The sequence below is a fragment of the Petrotoga sp. 9PW.55.5.1 genome (assembly GCF_003265365.1).
GTDB lineage: Bacteria > Thermotogota > Thermotogae > Petrotogales > Petrotogaceae > Petrotoga.
The window spans coordinates 117,616-136,206 of the sequence record NZ_AUPM01000018.1; the positions used below are offsets into that span (position 1 = coordinate 117,616).

Here is an 18,591-nt window from a genome sequence, read left to right on the forward strand (position 1 = left end):
TAAAAGAGGGATTTTGAAAGTATTCAAGGAAGAAAATTGGGAATATAAATTAAAAATCAAGAAATATTTATACAATGCTGACGGCACAATTAATGGGAATATTGTAAAAAGCGTATTAGAGAAGGACAATACTCAATTTAATATTGGCGGGACATCTCAAGGAACTAGAGAGCTCAAAGATATGTTCAATAAGGAGACCTTTAAAAACCCAAAGCCTTCGAGCTTGATTTCTTTGTTAATATATATCTCAACGAAAATTAAAGACGAAAAAATCTATATTTTGGATTTTTTTGCAGGATCTGGTACCTCAGCTTACTCCGTTATGAAATTAAATAAAGAAGATGGCGGAAACAGAAAGTTTATCCTAGTAGAAATGGCAGATTATTTCGATGCAGTTATTATTCCAAGAATCAAGAAATTATCATATTCACTTAATTCGGGAAATGGACAGCCACAAGATACTTACGGAACGGGAGTTTTTTTCAAATACTACGAACTTGAGCAATACGAGGAAACATTGGCAAATTGCAAATACAAAGATGGTGATTTGTTCCAAGTTCCTGGGAGATCCCCCTATCAGAAATATGTATTTATGAAAGACGAGAAAATGCTTGAATGCCTCGAGATTGATTACAAAAAGGGAAAAGTCGATGTTGATTTAGACAAACTTTATCCAAGTATAGACATTGCCGAAACATTGTCTAACTTAACTGGCAAATGGATTACGAAAATCACCGATAGCGAAGTAGAATTTGAGGGCGGAACAAAAATAAATACAAAAGAATTGGATTATAAATTAATAAAACCTTTAATATGGTGGGATTGATATGAAAGTAACAAACATAAATATCAACATCTTAAAAGAAATTTTACAGAGAATGCCTGAAAAAGAGATTCAGGTAAAAAAGAACTTTCCAAAATATGACAAATGGTTAGAAGAAAAAGATTATCCAACATATAATCAATTAGTTGAACTTTCTAAAATTTTTCATATTCCTTTTGGCTATTTCTTTTTAGAAAAATTACCCGAAAGAAAATATCCTATTCCACATTATAGAACTACTCAAAACGGAGATTTTAAACCATCCAGTGAATTATTAGACACTATTTTGTTTGCTCAAAAAATACAAGAATGGGCTAGGGATATTTTATTAGAGTGGGGTCAAGAAAAACTGCTTTTTTGTGGTAAATACAAAGATAACTATAATATAGAAGGAGTAATAGAAGAATTAAAAAGAATATTTGAAATTGAGAATAATTGGGCAAGCAGAAAATCCACATGGACAGAAGCATTGAATTATTTAATTGAAAAAGCAGAAGAAAAAGGAATATTTGTTCTTAGAAATGGAGTAGTTGGAAACAATACTCATCGCAAATTAATTATAGATGAATTTAGAGGATTTGTTTTATACGACGAAATAGCGCCTGTAATATTTATTAATAATAATGATGCTATATCTGCTAAAATTTTTACGCTTATTCATGAAATAGTTCATATTTTAATTGGTCAAAGTGCATCTTTTGATTTACGAAATTTACAATCTTCAAATAATGAAATTGAACAATTTTGTGATAAATGTACAGCTGAATTTTTAGTGCCAGCAGGAGAAATCAGAAATATCTATACCCAAAAAACAGATTTAGAAGAGTTGGCAAGACATTTTAAAGTTAGCCAGATAGTGATACTGAGGAGATTATTAGATACATCTATAGTTACACAACAAGAATTTTATATACAATTAAAAGACTTATACAAAAAAGAAATTAAAATACCACAGAGTTCTGGTGGTGATTTTTATCATACTATTCCTAATCGTTTAAGCAAAAGATTTATACATATATTGAATAGTGCAGTTAAAAACAACACTATTCTATTTAGAGATGCATTAAGAATTACCAACTTGAGTGCCAAAACTTATGATAATCTTATTAATAGGACAAGAACAATATGATATACCTAATTGACTCAAATACTTTTATGACTGCTGCAAGAACGTTTTACTCTTTTGATTATGGATCAAAATTTTGGGACTTTATAAAGGAACAAGCTAAAAATAATGCATTGGCGAGTATTGATAAGGTATTTGAAGAAATTAATAAAGGTAACGATGTGCTCAAGGATTGGGCAAATGAAGAATTTTCAAACTATTTTTTAACAACAAAAGAAGAATCGATCTTTCAAAAATATGCAGAACTTGTTCGATTTGCAGAAAATCAAGGTAATCATTATACAAGAAATGCTATAGATGAATTTATGAAAGAAGATAATGCGGATCCATGGTTAATAGCATATTCTTTAGCCAAAAATAAAAATTATACAATTGTTACCTTTGAGAAAGCTAATGAAAATAGAAAAAATAAAATCCCTATACCAAATGTATGTAATTATTATAAAATAAAATATTGCGATTTATATGAAATGCTTAGGAATTTAAATTTTCGATTATGATTATTAAACCTTTAATATGGTGGGAGTGATAAATTATGCCTACACAACGGGAAAAAATAATTAAAAAGATATATGAAATTTTAGAGAATCAACCAGATGGAATTCGGTATGCAGATTTGATTCGTAAAATCAGTGAAGAATTACCAGGAGTCAAAGTTAATACTATTCATGGTACAATTTGGCAATTTAATCAAGACACTGATAAAGGAAAGATAAAAGATGTTTTAAGACCAGAAAAAGGTTTGTATGTTTTAAAAAAGTATTTTCAAGAAGGTAAAATAGAAGATGAGACACGCGAACGGACAAATGAAGAAGTTTTTTATAAACCATTTGCTGATTATTTAGTCAATGACCTAGAGGAATGCACGAAAGCTATTCCATTGGGTGGAAATAGATTTCAGGATAAATGGGGAACTCCTGATGTAATAGGAGCTTATAGAATATTAGGTTTAGGGCATATTCAGCCGCCGATTGAGATAGTTAGTGCAGAGATAAAAATCGATATTAGACAATTAATTACTTCCTTTGGCCAAGCTTGTTCTTATAAGCTTTTTAGTCATAAAGTTTATTTAGTTATTCCAAAAGACTCTAATGGAACAGATATAAAAAGAATGGAATCTTTATGTTTGAAATTTGGGATTGGTCTAATTCTTTTTGACAGAAACAATAAAGAAAATCCTGGCTTTGAAATTTTAACTCGCGCTATTAAAAACGAACCCGACTATTTTTATTTGAATAGATACCTAAAATTAATTGAAGACAAAATAATGGAATTGTTGTAGTTATGGCTAGATTATATTTGCAAAACATCATAGAAGACATTTTTTTGAAAACTTGCCAATGAATACGGAGCTATTTATGAACTTCCATTTTAGGAGGTAAAGGAAAATGTCCAAAGAACAGAAATTTTACAAAGCACTGCAAGATGTTTTCATCGGCGCTAAAATCGAAGGCGAAGGCGGCTTTGTTAATTTGATGAGAATAAAATCAAATTACTACCGCAAGATTGAAGACATCCTAAAAAAAGATATTGAATCTGCTCTAAAAAATTATCCTTCATTTAGGGACGAACTTTTTGATAAGCTCTATTCCTTTTTTAGTCGATACTTCACCGAAAGTGGATCAATTTATTTCAATTCAACACCATTCCATAACAATATCTACGAAAAGGTTTATACCGATGAAAAGGATGTCATCCTCTTCTGGAAAACACAGATGCTTTACTATGTTAAAACTGACAAGATTTTTAGAAGTTTACCAGTTGAGTTTGATGGATTTAAGTTTTACTTTGACGCTTCAAAAATAGAAAACAAAAAAGCAAACGAAAAACGATCTCTGGTTTTTGAGTTAAATAAAATTCATGAAGATGGCACAATTGTTTTTGACGTTCAATACTCCGAAAGAGGCAGAAAAACAAAACAAGAAGATATATTAAAAGCCATAAAGAGAAAAGGCATAGCAATTACAGAAGAACAATTAGAACGCTCCTTTAGAGTTTTTGAAAAACAAAGTGAAGTTGATTTCTTTATCAACAAAAATGCCAAAGCATTTTTGCAAGAGCAGTTTAAACTCTGGAGTTATCAATACTTCTGGGAAGGAGCAAAAAAGTGGAGTACTGATAGAGTTAATCAATTGCAAATCCTAAAAGACATTGCTTTTAAATTAATTGACTTCATCTCACAGTTTGAAGATGAACTGGTAAAAATCTGGAATAAACCGAAGTTTGTTAAAAACTCTAATTATGTTATTACCCTTGATAGAATTAATAAAATTGAGCTAATTGAAAAGATATTGAAACATGAAAATATGAATGAACAAATTGAAGAATGGCAAGAGCTTGGAATAGTAGATGAGAATTTTAAGACAAGCGATGTTTTTACAACTGATTTAATAGGCAAGCATTTGTTTGAAAAATATCAACATTTGCCCATTGATACCAAGCATTTTAAGGATTTAGAGCTAGAGATTTTAAGTCAGTTTGAAGATTTAGATAAATCTTTAGACGGCTGGCTGATAAAAAGTGAAAACTATCAGGCATTAAATACAATCCTACCGAAATTTAAAGAAAAAGTGCAGACAATTTACATTGATCCGCCGTTTAATACAGGAGATGATTTTGATTATGTAGATAGGTATCAAGATAGCTCGTGGTTATCTCTAATAGAGAATAGGATAGTGTTATCAAAATATTTTTTAAATGCTCATGGTAGCTTTTTTGTGAATCTCGATGAAAATGCTGATTTTTTTGGCAGAATCTTATTAGAAGAATTACATTTTGAAGAAATTAAAAAAATTACATTTGACACAAATGCTACCAAAGATGAAGAAGCAGATTTATTTGGATATAAAAGTTTTGGCAATAACTTTGCCTTAAAATCATCTACAATTTATTTCTGTAAAAATAAGAATAGCAAATTTTATAAGTTATGGAAGCCAAACAGGAATTTAACTAATCTCAACATTGGATGGTTAGATTTAATCGCTTTCCCCAAAAAAGATAGAAGTAAGTTTAATAAAATAGAAGATTTTGATTATTTTATAGAGAAATATGATACTAATGGACATCTGGAATATTTGAAAATAGATATAAATGAAAAGATATATCCTGTCGGTGATATTTGGAATGATATTTATTCTTTTACTCAATCAGAAATGCGAACAAGCGAAAACTTATCTTTCCAAACGCAGAAGCCAGAAAATTTTTTACGACGTATTATTCAAGCTTCATCTACACAAAAAGAGATTATTTTAGATTTTTTTGGTGGCAGCGGAACTACTTATGTGGTTGCTCATAAATTAAACAGAAAATGGATTGGAATTGAAATGGGAGAATACTTCTATGAATTCTATGAAGAATGGGACAAAACACAAAACAAGTTTATTAAAAAATTGGGCATTCTCGGTAGATTAAAAAATGTTCTTGCTGGCGACAAAGAGTTTAAAGCAGTAACTAAAAACAGGAGGAGTCATCTTTCAAAGGATATTAACTGGCAGGGTGGTGGGTTTTTCAAATACTACGAACTTGAGCAATACGAGGAAACACTGGCAAATTGCAAATATAAAGATGGTGATTTGTTCCAAGTTCCTGGAAGATCTTCCTATCAAGAATATGTATTTATGAAAGACGAAAAAATGCTTGAAGCGTTAGAAATTGATTATGAAAACAATAAAGTCAAGGTTGATTTAGACAAACTTTACCCAAATATAGACATTGCCGAAACCTTGTCTAACTTAACTGGCAAAGGGATAAAGAAAATCAATGACGATGAAGTAGAATTTGAAGATGGAATGAAAATCAACACCAAAGATTTAGATTATAAACTAATAAAACCTTTAATATGGTGGGATTGATATGACTAAACTATATTTGCAAAAAATCATAGATGATATTTCTTTTGAAACCTTACCTATAACATGGCAGGGATTTGATTTTGCGCGATTTTCAAAAGACAAAACACTTTTTGACTTTCAGCAGAATGCACTTAAAAATGCTTTGCGTGGCTTATGGCTTTATTTCAAAGGAAACACCCCGTCCCTTCGGGACACCCCTCTACAAGAGGATCCAAATCCAACAGGGGCTAATTTTGAGGGGAATGAATTGAAGCAAAGTTTGTTTAATCACTATAAATTAAATGGATTTGAAGAAAACTTTGATTACGATTTGAAAAAGAAAAAAGATAGCAAAACCGCAAAATATCTTTTACAATACGACGAAGATTATCCAGTCAGAGATTCTAAGATTTCTTTTTCGCATTTTATCAATCGAATGAGTTTTTGGATGGCAACGGGTTCTGGTAAAACGTTGATTATCGTTAAATTGATTGAGCTTTTAGGACTGCTTATTTCAAAAGGTGAAATTCCCAAAAACGGTATTCTATTTTTGGCACACAGGGAGGATTTGTTAGAACAGTTCAAAAATCACGTTGATGAATTTAACAGCTTCAATTTTGACACAAAGATCAATCTCAAAAATTTGAGGGATTATGAGAGCGTAAAGCATGAAAATGCCCTGCCTTTTGCCAAAAACGAGATTACTGTTTTTTATTATCGTTCCGACTTGATTTCCGATGAAAAAAAAGAAAAAATCGTGAATTTTAAAAATTACGATAATAGTGGCAAGTGGTACATTCTTTTGGATGAAGCACACAAAGGCGACAAGGAAGACAGCAAGCGGCAGATTTTATACTCCATACTTTCAAGGAACGGATTTTTATTTAATTTTTCCGCAACCTTTACCGACCCGAGGGACTTTGCAACCTGCGCCTTTAATTTTAATCTTTCAAGGTTCGTTGAAGAAGGATACGGCAAGCATATTTATGTATCGGGGCAAGATATAAAAGCATTCAAAGAAAAAACTGATTTTTCAGAACAAGAAAAGCAAAAAATTGTTTTGAAAACCCTTTTACTTTTGACTTACATCAACAAGTATTTTGAAAAAATTAGGAAGGTTGTAAACACCCTGTCTGCTAGCGCAGACACCCCTCTAAAAGAGGGGAATTTATACCACCGACCACTTCTTTTGACACTCGTTAATTCTGTATCTGTAGAAGATTCTGATTTAGAGCTGTTTTTTAGAGAATTAGAAAAGGTTGCGAAAAATGAAATTAGATCTGATTTGATCAAAGAAGCAAGAGAGGAACTTGGCCAAGAGTTTCGCAATGATGCAAAATTTGAATTTGAAGATTTGAAATTTGATATTGACACAGATTTAATTTCAAAATTGGAATACAAAGATATTTTGAAATATGTTTTCAATGCCGAAACTCCTGGCAAGATTGAGGTTTTGAAAATCCCAGGGAATCGCCAAGAGTTGATTTTTAGGTTAATGACTGCTGATAAACCGTTTGCGTTAATCAAAATCGGCGATATTTCCGGCTGGCTGAAAGATAAACTTGAAGGATATGAAATAAACGAAAGTTTTGAAAACGAAAGTTATTTCAGACGAATAAATCACGATGATTCCGACATAAATATTTTAATGGGTTCGCGCTCTTTTTACGAAGGCTGGGATTCAAACAGACCAAATATTCTTTTATTCGTGAATATCGGGGTTGGAAGCGACGCTAAAAAATTCGTTCTGCAATCGGTTGGCAGAGGTATAAGAATAGAGCCGCAAAAATACCAGAGAAAACGACTTCAAAATTTGTTCAACGCAGGAAAAGTTAATGTGCAGTTATTTGAAAAAGTTAAAAATCTGATTTTACCAATTGAGAGCTTGTTTGTTTTTGGGACTAACGCCGAAAACCTGAAAGAAATTATCAAAACGCTGAAAGAAGAAAAGCAAGATAAAAACTTGGGTGAAGAATTCATTTTAAATCCCGAAGCGGATAAACATCTTCTTTTGATACCGGTTTATAAAACAGCAGAGAGAATTTTTGCCGAGGAACAAAACCCTCAAAAGTATCCTATCAGCCGTGAAGATTTTGATATAACATCTCAATTTTACGAATTTCTAGGCGATAAAATCACTTTGGCTAAATATGATTGTGAAGTGAAAGTTTTGGATAAAGCAAAAGAAAGTTTTTCTGTGAAAAATAAAAATAGATATTATACGCTTGGCAAAGATGAACCATCGCTTTTTGAACCAGAGTTAATTCTTGAGCGGATTTTTGATTATCTTGGAGTTAAAAGCAAAGAGTTTGAGAAGTTCAAAGAGTTGGAAAATGAAATCGTGCATTTCAAACATGTTAAATTTATTGATTCCGAAAAATACGAAGAAATAAAAAAGAAAATTGATGTAATGAAGCACTACCCAGAAATGAAAAAAGAGTTAGACGAAAGTTATGGCAAAGTATCCCCAGATAAATATGCTGAGCAGTTGAAGCTATTTGAAGAAGCAGGAAAGTATGAAGTCAAAAACCAAAAAATCAAAATCAAGTATTTGGCTAACCATTACTACCTTCCTGTGATCGTTTCAGAAACCGAAAAAATTGATTATCTCAATCATATTATCAATGTTGATAGTGAGGTAAGATTTATTGAGGAATTGGAAGAATATCTTGCCAAACCAAATAATGTATTTACGAAATTTGACTGGTGGATGTTTTCAAAGCTTGACCAAACGCTAGACGAAGTATTTATCCCTTATTACAATCCAAAGGAAAATAAAATCTCAAAGTTCAAACCGGATTTTATATTTTGGATGCAAAAAGACAATCAATATTTAATTTTATTTGTTGATCCAAAAGGAACAGAACACGCAGATGGATATAGAAAAATTGACGGGTATTCAAGTATATTTGAATATGGCGCACAAAAGCAAAGTAGAGATTTTTCGTACAACGGATTTGTCATAAACACAAAACTATTGCTCAAACCGAGGCGAGGGATAGCCGATGTTTTGGAAAATTACAGAAAATACTGGTTTGACAATTTTGATGATTTTGCAAGCAAAATCAGTTAGTTTGAAATGGAGATTGTTCCCAAAGGGTAGAATGCCAATATCTGAATTATAGCCATATGTGGTAACAACCCGAACAAACCATACCAATTGGCAATATGGACGTTCAAATTTAACGATTTATGGTCTAGGTATGCATTTTATCAATAGATGGCACTAATACCAATTAAAAAAATGCTGGAAATTAATTCCAGCATTTTTTATTATTTTACAGTTTCTCTCATTCCTGCTTTTATTGCCTTTTTATTAATTTCAAGCAATTTACTTTTTTTGCCATATAACTTTTCTTCTAAAGCTTTTTCTATAGCTTGTAAACTCACACATTTTGTAGCTTTTATGTAAGCTCCCAACATAACCATATTTAATACCTTTAAATTACCTAATTCTTCTGCAATTTCATTGGCAGGAACTTTAATAATATTTATATCTTTTCTTTCTGGTTTTCTATCGATTACCGAAGAGTTTAATAATAAATATCCACCTTCTTTTAAAGTTTTTTCAAACTTTATCATAGACGGAATATTAAAAGCTACTACTTCGTTGGGTTCATCTAATACAGGAGAAGCTATGTATTCATCTGAAACAACGACTGTACAGTTTGCGGTACCTCCTCTCATTTCTGGTCCATAGGAAGGTATCCAAGTCGTGTGTTTTCCATCAATCATTGCTGCTAAAGAAATTATTTGTCCAAAAAGCATAACACCTTGACCACCAAATCCGGCTGCTATTAAGCCATGAAAACTCATTTTGTTCACCTCCATTATTATCGGGCATCTCCAATTTTATCTACATAAACTCCTAAAGGAAATTCCTTAACCATATTTTTTTCTAACCATTCCATAGATTCTATTGGAGTTAATCCCCAATTAGTAGGACAAGTAGACAAAACTTCGACCAATCCAAAACCTATATTATTAATTTGAGCTAAAAATGCTTTTTTTAAGTATTTCTTTGTTTTAATAACATCTTGGGGAGTAGTTACTTTTGTTCTTGCTAAAAATGCCACTCCATTTAACTCTTTTAAAACCTCAGAAACATGTATAGGATAACCTTCAACATTTTCCCTTCTTCCATACGGGGTTGTGGTTGTTTTCATTCCAAGCAAAGAGGTTGGTGCCATTTGTCCACCTGTCATACCATAAATTGCATTATTTATAAATATTGTTGTGATTCTTTCTCCTCTATTAGCCGCATGTATAATTTCTGTTGTACCAATAGCAGCTAAATCTCCATCACCCTGATAAGTAAAAACTATGCTATCAGGATTAGCCCTTTTCATACCGGTAGCTACTGCGGGAGCTCTTCCGTGAGCTGCAACGGTTCCATCCACATCAAAAAACTCGTAAGAAAATACAGCGCATCCAACAGGAGCAACCATTAAAGTTTCTCCTTGTATATTCAGTTCATCTATTACCTCAGCTATTAATCTATGAACGATTCCATGATGACATCCGGGACAATAAGTAAATTCTTTTTCGCTTAAAGCTGTAGGTGTTTTAAATCTTTCAGTATATGCCATTATTTTTCACCTTCTTTGTTATATTTACTATTTAGTTAAACAAGTTCCATTAGTTTAGCCAATACTTCGGCTGGAGTAGGTATTATACCCCCCATTCTTCCATAGAATTCGATGGGTACTTTCCCGTTAACTGCAAGTTTAACATCTTCTATCATTTGACCTGAACTCATTTCTACGGTTAAAAATAAATTTGCAGTTTTACTCCACTTTTCTAACTCAAGATATGGAAATGGCCATAAACTTATTGGCCTAAAAACACCAGCCTTAATACCTTTTTCTCTTGCCATATCTGCAACAGATTTAACAATTCTTCCCATAGTACCGTAGGCTACTAATATTACTCCAGCATCCTCTAATTTATACTCTTCAAATAATTTTTCGTTTTTTTCAGCTTTTTTATATTTTTCCTGATATCTCAAATTCATTTTTTCTAATTTAACTGGATCCAAATCAAAAGATGTAACCCTATGAGCTTCTCTTTTTATTTTGGTTCCTCTCAAAGCCCAGTTTGAATGATCAGGCAAAGTAGTTAAGTTTCTAAAATCCGGAAAAGAAACAGGTTCCATCATTTGGCCAAGTAGACCTATCTGATTAANATCNAAACTGGATTCCTATATTTATCCGCTACATCAAAAGCTCGAATGGTAAGTTCCACAGCTTCTTGTAAGGATTCGGGACTAAAAACAATTAGTTTATAATCACCATGTCCACCACCTTTGGTGGCTTGAAAATAATCCGATTGAGCCGGTTGTATATCTCCTAAACCCGGACCACCTCTAACAACATTCACAAAAACACAAGGGAGCTCTGCGCCAGCAATGTATGACATCCCTTCTTGCATAAGAGAAAACCCAGGCGAAGATGTAGAAGTCATAACCCTTTTTCCCGTGCAGGCTGCACCATAAATCATATTAACAACAGATACTTCACTTTCTGCTTGTAAGAAAGTTCCATTAACTTCTGGTAGTCTTTTTGCCATATATTCAGTTAACTCGCTTTGAGGTGTTATCGGATATCCGAAATATAATCTACAACCTGCTCTTATAGCTGCTTCACCTATAGCTTCTGTACCTTTTACCATAACTTTATCAATTTTTTCCATAATTTATCAACTCCTTGCCTTTTCTAAAGCTTTTACTGTTATACATACATCAGGGCACATTTGATAACAAAAACCACATCCTATACAGTTTTCAATGTTTTTTATGCTAGCCGGATGGTAACCTTTACTATTATATTCTTTAGAAAATTCAAGAACATCTTTTGGACAAGCATTAATACATAAGCCACATCCTTTACATCTTTCTTGGTTAATTTCAAGGGAGAATTTCTTCTCTTTCATGGGATTCCCTCCATTCATTTGTTTAATTTAAAAACCATATTCTCTAAAAAATCGTTTTATAATGAACTTTTTAAATTTTGTAGTCACGTCATTATTAAATTTTTCTGAAACGACAGTAAAAGCTATTGGAATATTTGTTTCAGCTGATACTTCTTCTAATAAATCTTCTCCATGGTTAATTATTTCCTGTGTTGTTTCATCTTGCAAATTAGTATTTGCTACTAAATAATTAACTTTACATCTTGAACTTTGCTCTATCAATCTCAAATTACGAATTATATTTTCTTTTTCTTGCATAAAAGGTCTTTTAGTATTTATAACAAAGTAAGTTACGCTATCAACTGTTTCAATATAATTTTTAAGAGAACCCAAAACTCTTACCCCTTCTTCATTACCTCCTATATCTAAGACCGTCTTAAATTCAGGGTTTGTGATATATCCGCTTATCTGAGCCGAAATAATTGGAACATCAGCATACATATATTTTTCAGGAGGAGTAATAACTTTTATACCTTGTTCTTCCAATATATCTTTTTTATCCCTTACTCTAAAATAAGGACTTATAAAATCTAAATCTGCTATTGCTACAAGATCTTTATGCTCTTTTAATTTTATGGCGGTGTTTAGAGCTAACTCAGTTTTTCCTGAACCAAACATACCTATAAAAATATGAACTTTATATCTATCTAAAATTTTATCTATCATCAAATGTTTCCCCTTTAATTATATGTTTTCACTTCTTCTTCACCTTTGATTATTCTAAGGGCAGCTAATGCTAGAGCTTTTTCTTCATCTCCCCCAGGAAAGACATGTACGGGGGCTATAAATTGAACCTTTTCTATAATCCAAGGCACAAGAAACTCTTTTTCATAAGCTATTCCACCTGTTAAACCAATAGCATCGACATCGAAATTTAGTGCTGCTGACATCTTTCCTATCCATTTCACTATTTGGTGAACCATTGCTGAATACACTACTTCCGCTTTCTTATTACCTTCTTTAATCATTTTTACTACTTCTCTTACATCATTTGTGCCCAAATAAGCTATTAAACCACCTTTGCCTTTTATTAACTTTCTTATTTCTTTTTCACTATATTCTTTAGAGTAGCATAGGTTTATAAAGCCAGTAAGAGGAAGTGTTCCAGATCTTTCGGGAGTAAAAGGGCCATCACCATTCAACGCGTTATTAACATCGATAACTTTTCCTTTTTTATGCGCACCGATGGAGATTCCTCCTCCCATATGAACTATTACTAAATTAGAATTTTCATATCTTTTTCCTATTTTTTGACTGAGTGCTCTAGCAACAGCCTTTTGATTTAATGCATGAAAAATGGATTTTCTCTCAAATAATGGATGTCCAGAGATTCTTGCAATATCTTCCATTTCATCGACAACAACAGGATCTGCAATGTATGATTTCACATTTATTTCTTTTGCGAGTTCATAAGCAATCAAAGCACCTAAATTTGACTCATGTTCTCCGTATTTTGCATTAAGTAGTTCACTAAGCATCTTTTCATTGATTTCATATGTTCCACTTTTAATTGGTTTCAAAAGTCCACCACGACCTATTATTGCCGAGAAACTGGAAAGAATTATGCCTTCTCTATCTAAAAAGTTTAAAATGATATTTTTTTCTAAATTCATATTGACTCGCAACTGAGTTGAATTTGCTTAATTCTTCAACATCATGATCTATGACTTTTTTTAATCTTTCAACTTCATCTTCATAAATAGCTATTTTAGTGGATGTAGAACCAGGATTTATCACAAGTATTTTGTACATAATGCTCCTCCTTCACATTAAGACATCAATATAGAAAGAGCCATTGCGTTCAATTTTGATTCGTCGCTATCTGCTCTTGAGGTTAATACTACAGGCTTTTTTCCTCCAATGATAGAACTAGCTAATTTAGCATCTGCAAAGTATACTAACGTTTTATAAAGAATATTTCCAGCTTCTATATCAGGTACAATCAATATATCTGCATCACCTGCCACCGGACTATTAATACCTTTATGAATAGCAGCTTCTTTTGATATTGCATTATCCATAGCAAAAGGACCATCCACAATACAATTTTTTATTTGTCCTCTTCGATTCATTTGAGTTAAAATTGCGGCCTCTACAGTTGCAGGCATTTTTAAGTTTACCTTCTCTAAGGCCCCTAAAATTGCAACTTTTGGTTCATCTATTCCCAATTTATTAGCAACAGAAACGGCGTTGTTTATTATACTCACTTTTTGCTCAAGAGATGGAGCTATAACCATTCCAGCATCTGCTATTATTAAAAGTTTATGATATCTAGGAATTTCAAAAACACAAACTAAATTCATTGTCTTACCTGTCTTTAACCCAAATTCATCTTTCAAATAAACAGACAATATTTCAGAAGTTGCTAATTTCCCTTTCATTGGTAGATCAGCTCCACCTTTAGATACAAATTCTATAGCCTTTCTAGCTGAATCTTGAGTATTAGATGTATGTATAATTTCCACATCTGAAATATCAATATTATATTCTTTAGAAATATTTTTTATCTTTGCTTCATCTCCAAATAGTATAAAATCACATAAATTAATTCCTTTTGCTTTTTGAACCGCCTTTAAAACTACTTCATCTTCTGCAGCTGCTACAGCTATCTTTTTATGTGTATAATCTTTCTTTATCAACTGTATTATCTGTTCAATCCTTTCAACTTTCATAATGCTTTTTCTCCCTCCCATAATTTTGAACTTTCCAAATTATTGAGTGCCCTGAGAGCTCCTAAAGCTAGACCTTCCATTTCATACGATCCTGGATAAACCATTATCAATCCTAATTTATCTATTTTGTCTTTTATTTTTTGCACAAAATAATCGCTTTGAGCCATACCACCAGTTATTACAATTGCGTCTAATTCTCCACCCAATAATGCCGCCATTCCACCAATCTCTTTAGCAATTTGATAAGCCATTGCATCGATTATTAATCTAGCTGATTCATTCTTATTTGCCTTTTCTAAAGCATCTTTTAAACTTGGGGTACCTAAATAAGCAAACAAACCACCTTTTCCTATAAAATTAGACTTAACTTCTTCTTTTGAATAAGAAGTTAAATTCTTAAAAATCCATTTTGCAAGATCATCCATCGGCAATTCTCCACTTCTTTCAGAACTAAAAGGGCCTTCATCACTAGCATTGTTAACATCAATCATTAAGCCTTTTCTTTGAGCACCTACTGAAATCCCGCCTCCAAGATGAACTATAACAAAGTTACATTCCTCATATTTCTTATTCAATTCATTTGCTGCAAATCTTGCAACTATTTTCATATTTAGAGCGTGAAATAAACTATGTCTCTCTAATTGAGGAATACCTGAAATTCTTGATTGTGGAATAAATTCATCCACAGATATCGGATCAGTAATATAAACAGGAAGTTCTTTAGACGATTGTTTGGATAGTTCGTATGCAATAACTGCTGCTAAATTCGATGCGTGATCTACTATCGGTTTTGTTTTCAAATAATTTACCATTTCTTCATCAACCCTATAAGTACCACTTTTCATGGGAGGCAGTATTCCACCACGGGCTGCAATCGCATCTAAATCATCAATAGATAAATTATTTCTCTTTAGAAAATCAACAACACATTTTTTTCGAAAAGGAAGCTGCTCCATTACTTTTTTGCATTTTTCTATATCTTCAACTTTATGTTCAATATTCTCAGAAATAATTTCTTTATCATCTTCAAAGATTGATATTTTGGTGGACGTTGAGCCTGGATTTATAACCAATATTTTTTTCATAATACTTCCTCCTCAAACTAACGTTTCAAAAAAGCAGGTTTCATATAGTCTTTTTATTTAAATAAACTTCAACTACATTCTTAAGCCTTCTTACACCTTCTCTTATCTCATCGTGCGAAGGAAGACAAAAAGACAATCTCATATGATTCTTCTCAACTTCGTTTACATAAAAAGCTTCTCCAGGTACATACAAAACTTTATTCTTTTTAGCTTCTTCAAACATATCAAGAGTATCAACTTCTTCTGGAAAAGTTAACCACGTAAACAGACCTCCTTCTGGACGTGTCCAGCTAACACCTTGGATATTTCGAAACTCATTTTCTAAAGCTTCCAACATTGTATCTTTTTTCGATCTATAAAGTTCTAACGTGGGTTTTAATTCTTCAATCCTGTCATGTTTTTGAAGGTATCTTGCAGCAAGTCTTTGAGTTAAGGTAGGGGTGCAAAGATTTACTCCTTGTTTAATAATTGAAAATTTCCTTATTATATTTTCATTTGCTATGATTATGCCTATTCTAAAACCAGGACATAAGATTTTTGAAAAAGTATTCAACAATATAGTTCTTTCTGGATTTAAATTATAAATAGAGGGGATCGGTGAACCTTCAAATCTAAGAGCGCCATATGGGTTATCTTCAACAATAAGGAAATCATATTTATCAGCAAGTTCTGCTAATCTTTTCCTTTTTTCCAAGCTCATAGTAACTCCAGCTGGATTTTGGAAAGTAGGAACCACGTAAACAAATTTGAATTTATCTATCTTTCCCTCTTTTGATAATGTTGTTAATCGTTCTTCTAAGATATTAATGTTCATACCATCATCTTCTAGGGGAATCTCTAAAAACTTTGGAAATCTTTGTTTAAATGCTCCTACCGCTCCTAAATAAACAGGTTTTCCAACTGCACAGTAAGAACTTTCATCCAATAAGACCAAACCAATTAAATACAATGCCTCTTGTGATCCAACGGTAACTAACATGTTATCGTATTGAACTCCTTCAATCCCTTCATGTTTTTCCAATAATTCTTTATAAGCATCTTTTAGTTCATTGTCTCCCTCAGTCGTTCCATATTGTAAAGTAAATTTGTATTCTTCCTCAATCACTTCTTTTGCGATTTGAGCTAATTCCTCTCTTGGAAAAGTCTCGGGATCAGGAACACCTCCTCCAAAAGAAATCATTCCAGGATCATTAGCAACTTTCAATAGTTCTCTTATAATATTGGATTTAGCAGATTTTGAAATTGATGAAAGTTTATTTTCTAAATTCATTACTTACCCCCCTCTGCAAGTTTTTATTTGTTGCTTAATTAAATTATAGTTTAATAATATAAATAAGTCAAAGTCGATTAGAGACGATTATACCCAATTAAAGAGAATTACAAACGATTATTAGCGATATGAAAAAAATTTCATGAAAAATATTTCATTATCAAATATTAACATTACGTATGATTTATTTTTTGTTTTTTTCAGCTATTCAAAATGTGTTAAAATATATAAAATATTAATTTTTTATAAATATTTTTGTTCAAAATTGAAAGAGAGGAGTGTTATGTGTGTGGCATAATTTGAAAAAATCTGATACAGAAGTCTATGAAATTCTTCAAAAAGAATTAAAAAGACAAGAACTTGGTTTAGAACTTATTGCTTCTGAAAATTATGCTTCAAAGTCTGTAATGGAAGCTGCAGGCAGTATTTTTACTAACAAATATGCTGAAGGATATCCTAAAAGAAGGTATTATGGTGGATGTGAATTTATAGATGAAGTAGAAACTTTGGCAAGAAACAGAGCAAAAGAGCTATTTAAAGCTAAATATGCAAATGTTCAGCCTCATTCTGGTTCTCAAGCTAATATGGGGGTTTACCTTGCCCTTATGGAGCCTGGTGACACGCTTATGGGTATGTCTCTGAGTCATGGAGGACATTTAACTCATGGTGCTCCTGTTAATTTTTCAGGAAGATTATTTAATGTAGTATCATATGGGGTAGGTGAAGAAACAGAAACAATAGACTACGACGAAGTTGAAGAATTAGCTATGAAAGCAAAACCAAAAGTTATTGTGGCTGGAGGAAGTGCTTACTCAAGGATAATAGATTTTAAAAGATTTAGAGAAATCGCAGATAAAGTTGGGGCATTTTTAGTAGTTGATATGGCCCATTTTGCTGGTTTAGTTGCAGCAGGAATTCATCCTAATCCTGTAGAATATGCACATGTTGTAACTTCAACAACTCATAAAACTTTAAGAGGTCCAAGAGGTGGATTGATCTTAACAAATGATAATGAAATTTATAAAAAAGTCAACAAAACTATTTTCCCAGGAATACAGGGAGGACCCTTAGAACATATAATAGCAGCTAAAGCTGTAGCATTTAAAGAAGCAATGAGCGATGAATTCAAAGAATATCAAAAACAAGTCGTTAAAAACGCTAAAACTTTAAGTAAAGAATTTGAAGAAAATAATTTAAGGGTAGTTTCTGGAGGAACGGACACACACTTATTTTTATTGGATTTATCAGAATTAAAAATTACTGGAAAAGCACTTGAAACTGCTTTAGGTACCTGCAATATCACTGTAAATAAAAATACCGTTCCTAAAGAAAAACTTTCTCCATTTGTTACAAGTGGTATAAGGATTGGAACTCCCGCTGTTACTACTAGAGGAATGAAAGAAGAAGAAATGAAAGAAATCGCAAGCTTAATTATTAGAGTTTCTGAAAATGTGAAGGATGAGGAAGGGAACATAGATCTAGACCTAGCAAACAAGATAAAAAAAGATGTGTTAGCTCTTTGTGAACGTTTCCCTATGTATTATGACTTAATGGAATAAAACAAACGCACTAAATGATATTAGCTTTAATTCCCCTCTTGAGAGGTTTGTTGATTTTTATTCCCCTTTTTTCTGTCTACTATCTTGACTTAAGTCCAAATTTGCTTTTATTCCCCTTTTTGAAGGGGTGGCTGTGACGCTTTTTGTCACAGACGGGGTAGTTGCTTTTGAATTAGATTTTCAATTTGCTAAAAGCAAATTTAAGAAGTTGACTACCCCGTCTCGCAGCATAAAACGTAACGTGCATCCACCCTTC

14 protein-coding genes and 3 pseudogenes are annotated in these 18,591 nt (G+C 32.2%); 7 read left to right on the plus strand and 10 right to left on the minus strand.

The window, feature by feature from the left end:
* The first annotated feature begins 13 nt into the window (after nucleotides 1-13).
* From PW5551_RS03530 to PW5551_RS03555, 6 genes are all read left to right on the plus strand, one after another.
* Nucleotides 14-826 carry a DNA methyltransferase gene (locus tag PW5551_RS03530; protein WP_158526128.1) on the plus strand — a complete coding sequence of 271 codons (813 nt, stop codon included), beginning with the start codon at nucleotides 14-16 and terminating at the stop codon, nucleotides 824-826.
* Between the two features lies 1 nt (nucleotide 827).
* Nucleotides 828-1,952 carry an ImmA/IrrE family metallo-endopeptidase gene (locus tag PW5551_RS03535; RefSeq protein ID WP_113074433.1) on the plus strand — a complete coding sequence of 375 codons (1,125 nt, stop codon included), beginning with the start codon at nucleotides 828-830 and terminating at the stop codon, nucleotides 1,950-1,952.
* The gene (locus tag PW5551_RS03540) at nucleotides 1,949-2,449 is read left to right on the plus strand and encodes a DUF4411 family protein (RefSeq protein WP_113074434.1); all 501 of its coding nucleotides are present in this window, start codon (nucleotides 1,949-1,951) and stop codon (nucleotides 2,447-2,449) included. Before PW5551_RS03535 ends, PW5551_RS03540 begins: the two co-directional genes overlap by 4 nt.
* A gap of 35 nt (nucleotides 2,450-2,484) precedes the next feature.
* Nucleotides 2,485-3,231, plus strand: a complete 747-nt coding sequence (locus PW5551_RS03545; protein ID WP_113074435.1) for a hypothetical protein — start codon at nucleotides 2,485-2,487, stop codon at nucleotides 3,229-3,231.
* A 106-nt stretch (nucleotides 3,232-3,337) separates the two neighbouring features.
* Entirely contained in the window at nucleotides 3,338-5,800 is a 2,463-nt protein-coding gene (locus tag PW5551_RS03550) for a DNA methyltransferase (RefSeq protein WP_113074436.1), read from the plus strand.
* Nucleotide 5,801: 1 nt separating this feature from the next.
* A complete protein-coding gene (locus tag PW5551_RS03555) occupies nucleotides 5,802-8,852 on the plus strand; it encodes a DEAD/DEAH box helicase family protein (RefSeq protein ID WP_113074437.1) in 3,051 nt (1,016 codons plus the stop codon).
* 200 nt (nucleotides 8,853-9,052) lie between these two features.
* On the opposite strand, the gene PW5551_RS03560 is transcribed toward PW5551_RS03555, so the two are convergent.
* The 10 genes and pseudogenes from PW5551_RS03560 to PW5551_RS03600 all read right to left on the minus strand — a co-directional run bounded on the left by PW5551_RS03560 (nucleotide 9,053) and on the right by PW5551_RS03600 (nucleotide 16,776).
* Entirely contained in the window at nucleotides 9,053-9,595 is a 543-nt protein-coding gene (locus tag PW5551_RS03560) for a 2-oxoacid:acceptor oxidoreductase family protein (protein WP_113074438.1), read from the minus strand.
* A 17-nt stretch (nucleotides 9,596-9,612) separates the two neighbouring features.
* The gene (locus tag PW5551_RS03565; protein ID WP_113074439.1) at nucleotides 9,613-10,368 is read right to left on the minus strand and encodes a thiamine pyrophosphate-dependent enzyme; all 756 of its coding nucleotides are present in this window, start codon (nucleotides 10,366-10,368) and stop codon (nucleotides 9,613-9,615) included.
* 35 nt (nucleotides 10,369-10,403) lie between these two features.
* Nucleotides 10,404-10,963: pseudogene (locus PW5551_RS10785) on the minus strand (transketolase C-terminal domain-containing protein); the annotation flags it as partial.
* Between the two features lie 5 nt (nucleotides 10,964-10,968).
* Nucleotides 10,969-11,461: pseudogene (locus tag PW5551_RS10465) on the minus strand (3-methyl-2-oxobutanoate dehydrogenase subunit beta); the annotation flags it as partial.
* 15 nt (nucleotides 11,462-11,476) lie between these two features.
* Nucleotides 11,477-11,710: a ferredoxin family protein gene (locus PW5551_RS03575; RefSeq protein WP_113074440.1), complete on the minus strand. Its 234-nt coding sequence runs from the start codon at nucleotides 11,708-11,710 to the stop codon at nucleotides 11,477-11,479.
* Between the two features lie 27 nt (nucleotides 11,711-11,737).
* Nucleotides 11,738-12,415: a cobalamin biosynthesis protein CobQ gene (locus PW5551_RS03580; RefSeq protein ID WP_113074441.1), complete on the minus strand. Its 678-nt coding sequence runs from the start codon at nucleotides 12,413-12,415 to the stop codon at nucleotides 11,738-11,740.
* A gap of 14 nt (nucleotides 12,416-12,429) precedes the next feature.
* Nucleotides 12,430-13,501, minus strand: a pseudogene (gene buk / locus PW5551_RS03585) (butyrate kinase).
* 17 nt (nucleotides 13,502-13,518) lie between these two features.
* Nucleotides 13,519-14,421, minus strand: coding sequence for a bifunctional enoyl-CoA hydratase/phosphate acetyltransferase (locus PW5551_RS03590; RefSeq protein WP_113074442.1), 903 nt, complete (start codon nucleotides 14,419-14,421; stop codon nucleotides 13,519-13,521).
* A complete protein-coding gene (buk, locus tag PW5551_RS03595) occupies nucleotides 14,418-15,506 on the minus strand; it encodes a butyrate kinase (protein WP_113074443.1) in 1,089 nt (362 codons plus the stop codon). The genes PW5551_RS03590 and buk (PW5551_RS03595) overlap by 4 nt, the downstream gene beginning before the upstream one ends.
* Before the next feature lie 40 nt (nucleotides 15,507-15,546).
* Nucleotides 15,547-16,776 (minus strand): PLP-dependent aminotransferase family protein, encoded by a 1,230-nt coding sequence (locus PW5551_RS03600; RefSeq protein ID WP_113074444.1) that lies wholly within the window; start codon nucleotides 16,774-16,776, stop codon nucleotides 15,547-15,549.
* 287 nt (nucleotides 16,777-17,063) lie between these two features.
* On the opposite strand from PW5551_RS03600, the gene glyA reads away from it, so the two are divergent.
* Nucleotides 17,064-18,335 carry a serine hydroxymethyltransferase gene (gene glyA, locus PW5551_RS03605; RefSeq protein WP_113074445.1) on the plus strand — a complete coding sequence of 424 codons (1,272 nt, stop codon included), beginning with the start codon at nucleotides 17,064-17,066 and terminating at the stop codon, nucleotides 18,333-18,335.
* Nucleotides 18,336-18,591 lie beyond the last annotated feature (256 nt).

Coding starts and splice junctions, on each gene's coding strand:
- PW5551_RS03540 (WP_113074434.1), top strand. CDS start 1,949: ATGATATACCTAATTGACTCAAATACTTTTATGACTGCTGCAAGAACG.
- PW5551_RS03550 (WP_113074436.1), top strand. CDS start 3,338: ATGTCCAAAGAACAGAAATTTTACAAAGCACTGCAAGATGTTTTCATC.
- PW5551_RS03565 (WP_113074439.1), bottom strand. CDS start 10,368: ATGGCATATACTGAAAGATTTAAAACACCTACAGCTTTAAGCGAAAAA.
- PW5551_RS03545 (WP_113074435.1), top strand. CDS start 2,485: ATGCCTACACAACGGGAAAAAATAATTAAAAAGATATATGAAATTTTA.
- PW5551_RS03600 (WP_113074444.1), bottom strand. CDS start 16,776: ATGAATTTAGAAAATAAACTTTCATCAATTTCAAAATCTGCTAAATCC.
- PW5551_RS03575 (WP_113074440.1), bottom strand. CDS start 11,710: ATGAAAGAGAAGAAATTCTCCCTTGAAATTAACCAAGAAAGATGTAAA.
- buk (WP_113074443.1), bottom strand. CDS start 15,506: ATGAAAAAAATATTGGTTATAAATCCAGGCTCAACGTCCACCAAAATA.
- PW5551_RS03590 (WP_113074442.1), bottom strand. CDS start 14,421: ATGAAAGTTGAAAGGATTGAACAGATAATACAGTTGATAAAGAAAGAT.
- PW5551_RS03535 (WP_113074433.1), top strand. CDS start 828: ATGAAAGTAACAAACATAAATATCAACATCTTAAAAGAAATTTTACAG.
- PW5551_RS03555 (WP_113074437.1), top strand. CDS start 5,802: ATGACTAAACTATATTTGCAAAAAATCATAGATGATATTTCTTTTGAA.
- PW5551_RS03560 (WP_113074438.1), bottom strand. CDS start 9,595: ATGAGTTTTCATGGCTTAATAGCAGCCGGATTTGGTGGTCAAGGTGTT.
- PW5551_RS03580 (WP_113074441.1), bottom strand. CDS start 12,415: ATGATAGATAAAATTTTAGATAGATATAAAGTTCATATTTTTATAGGT.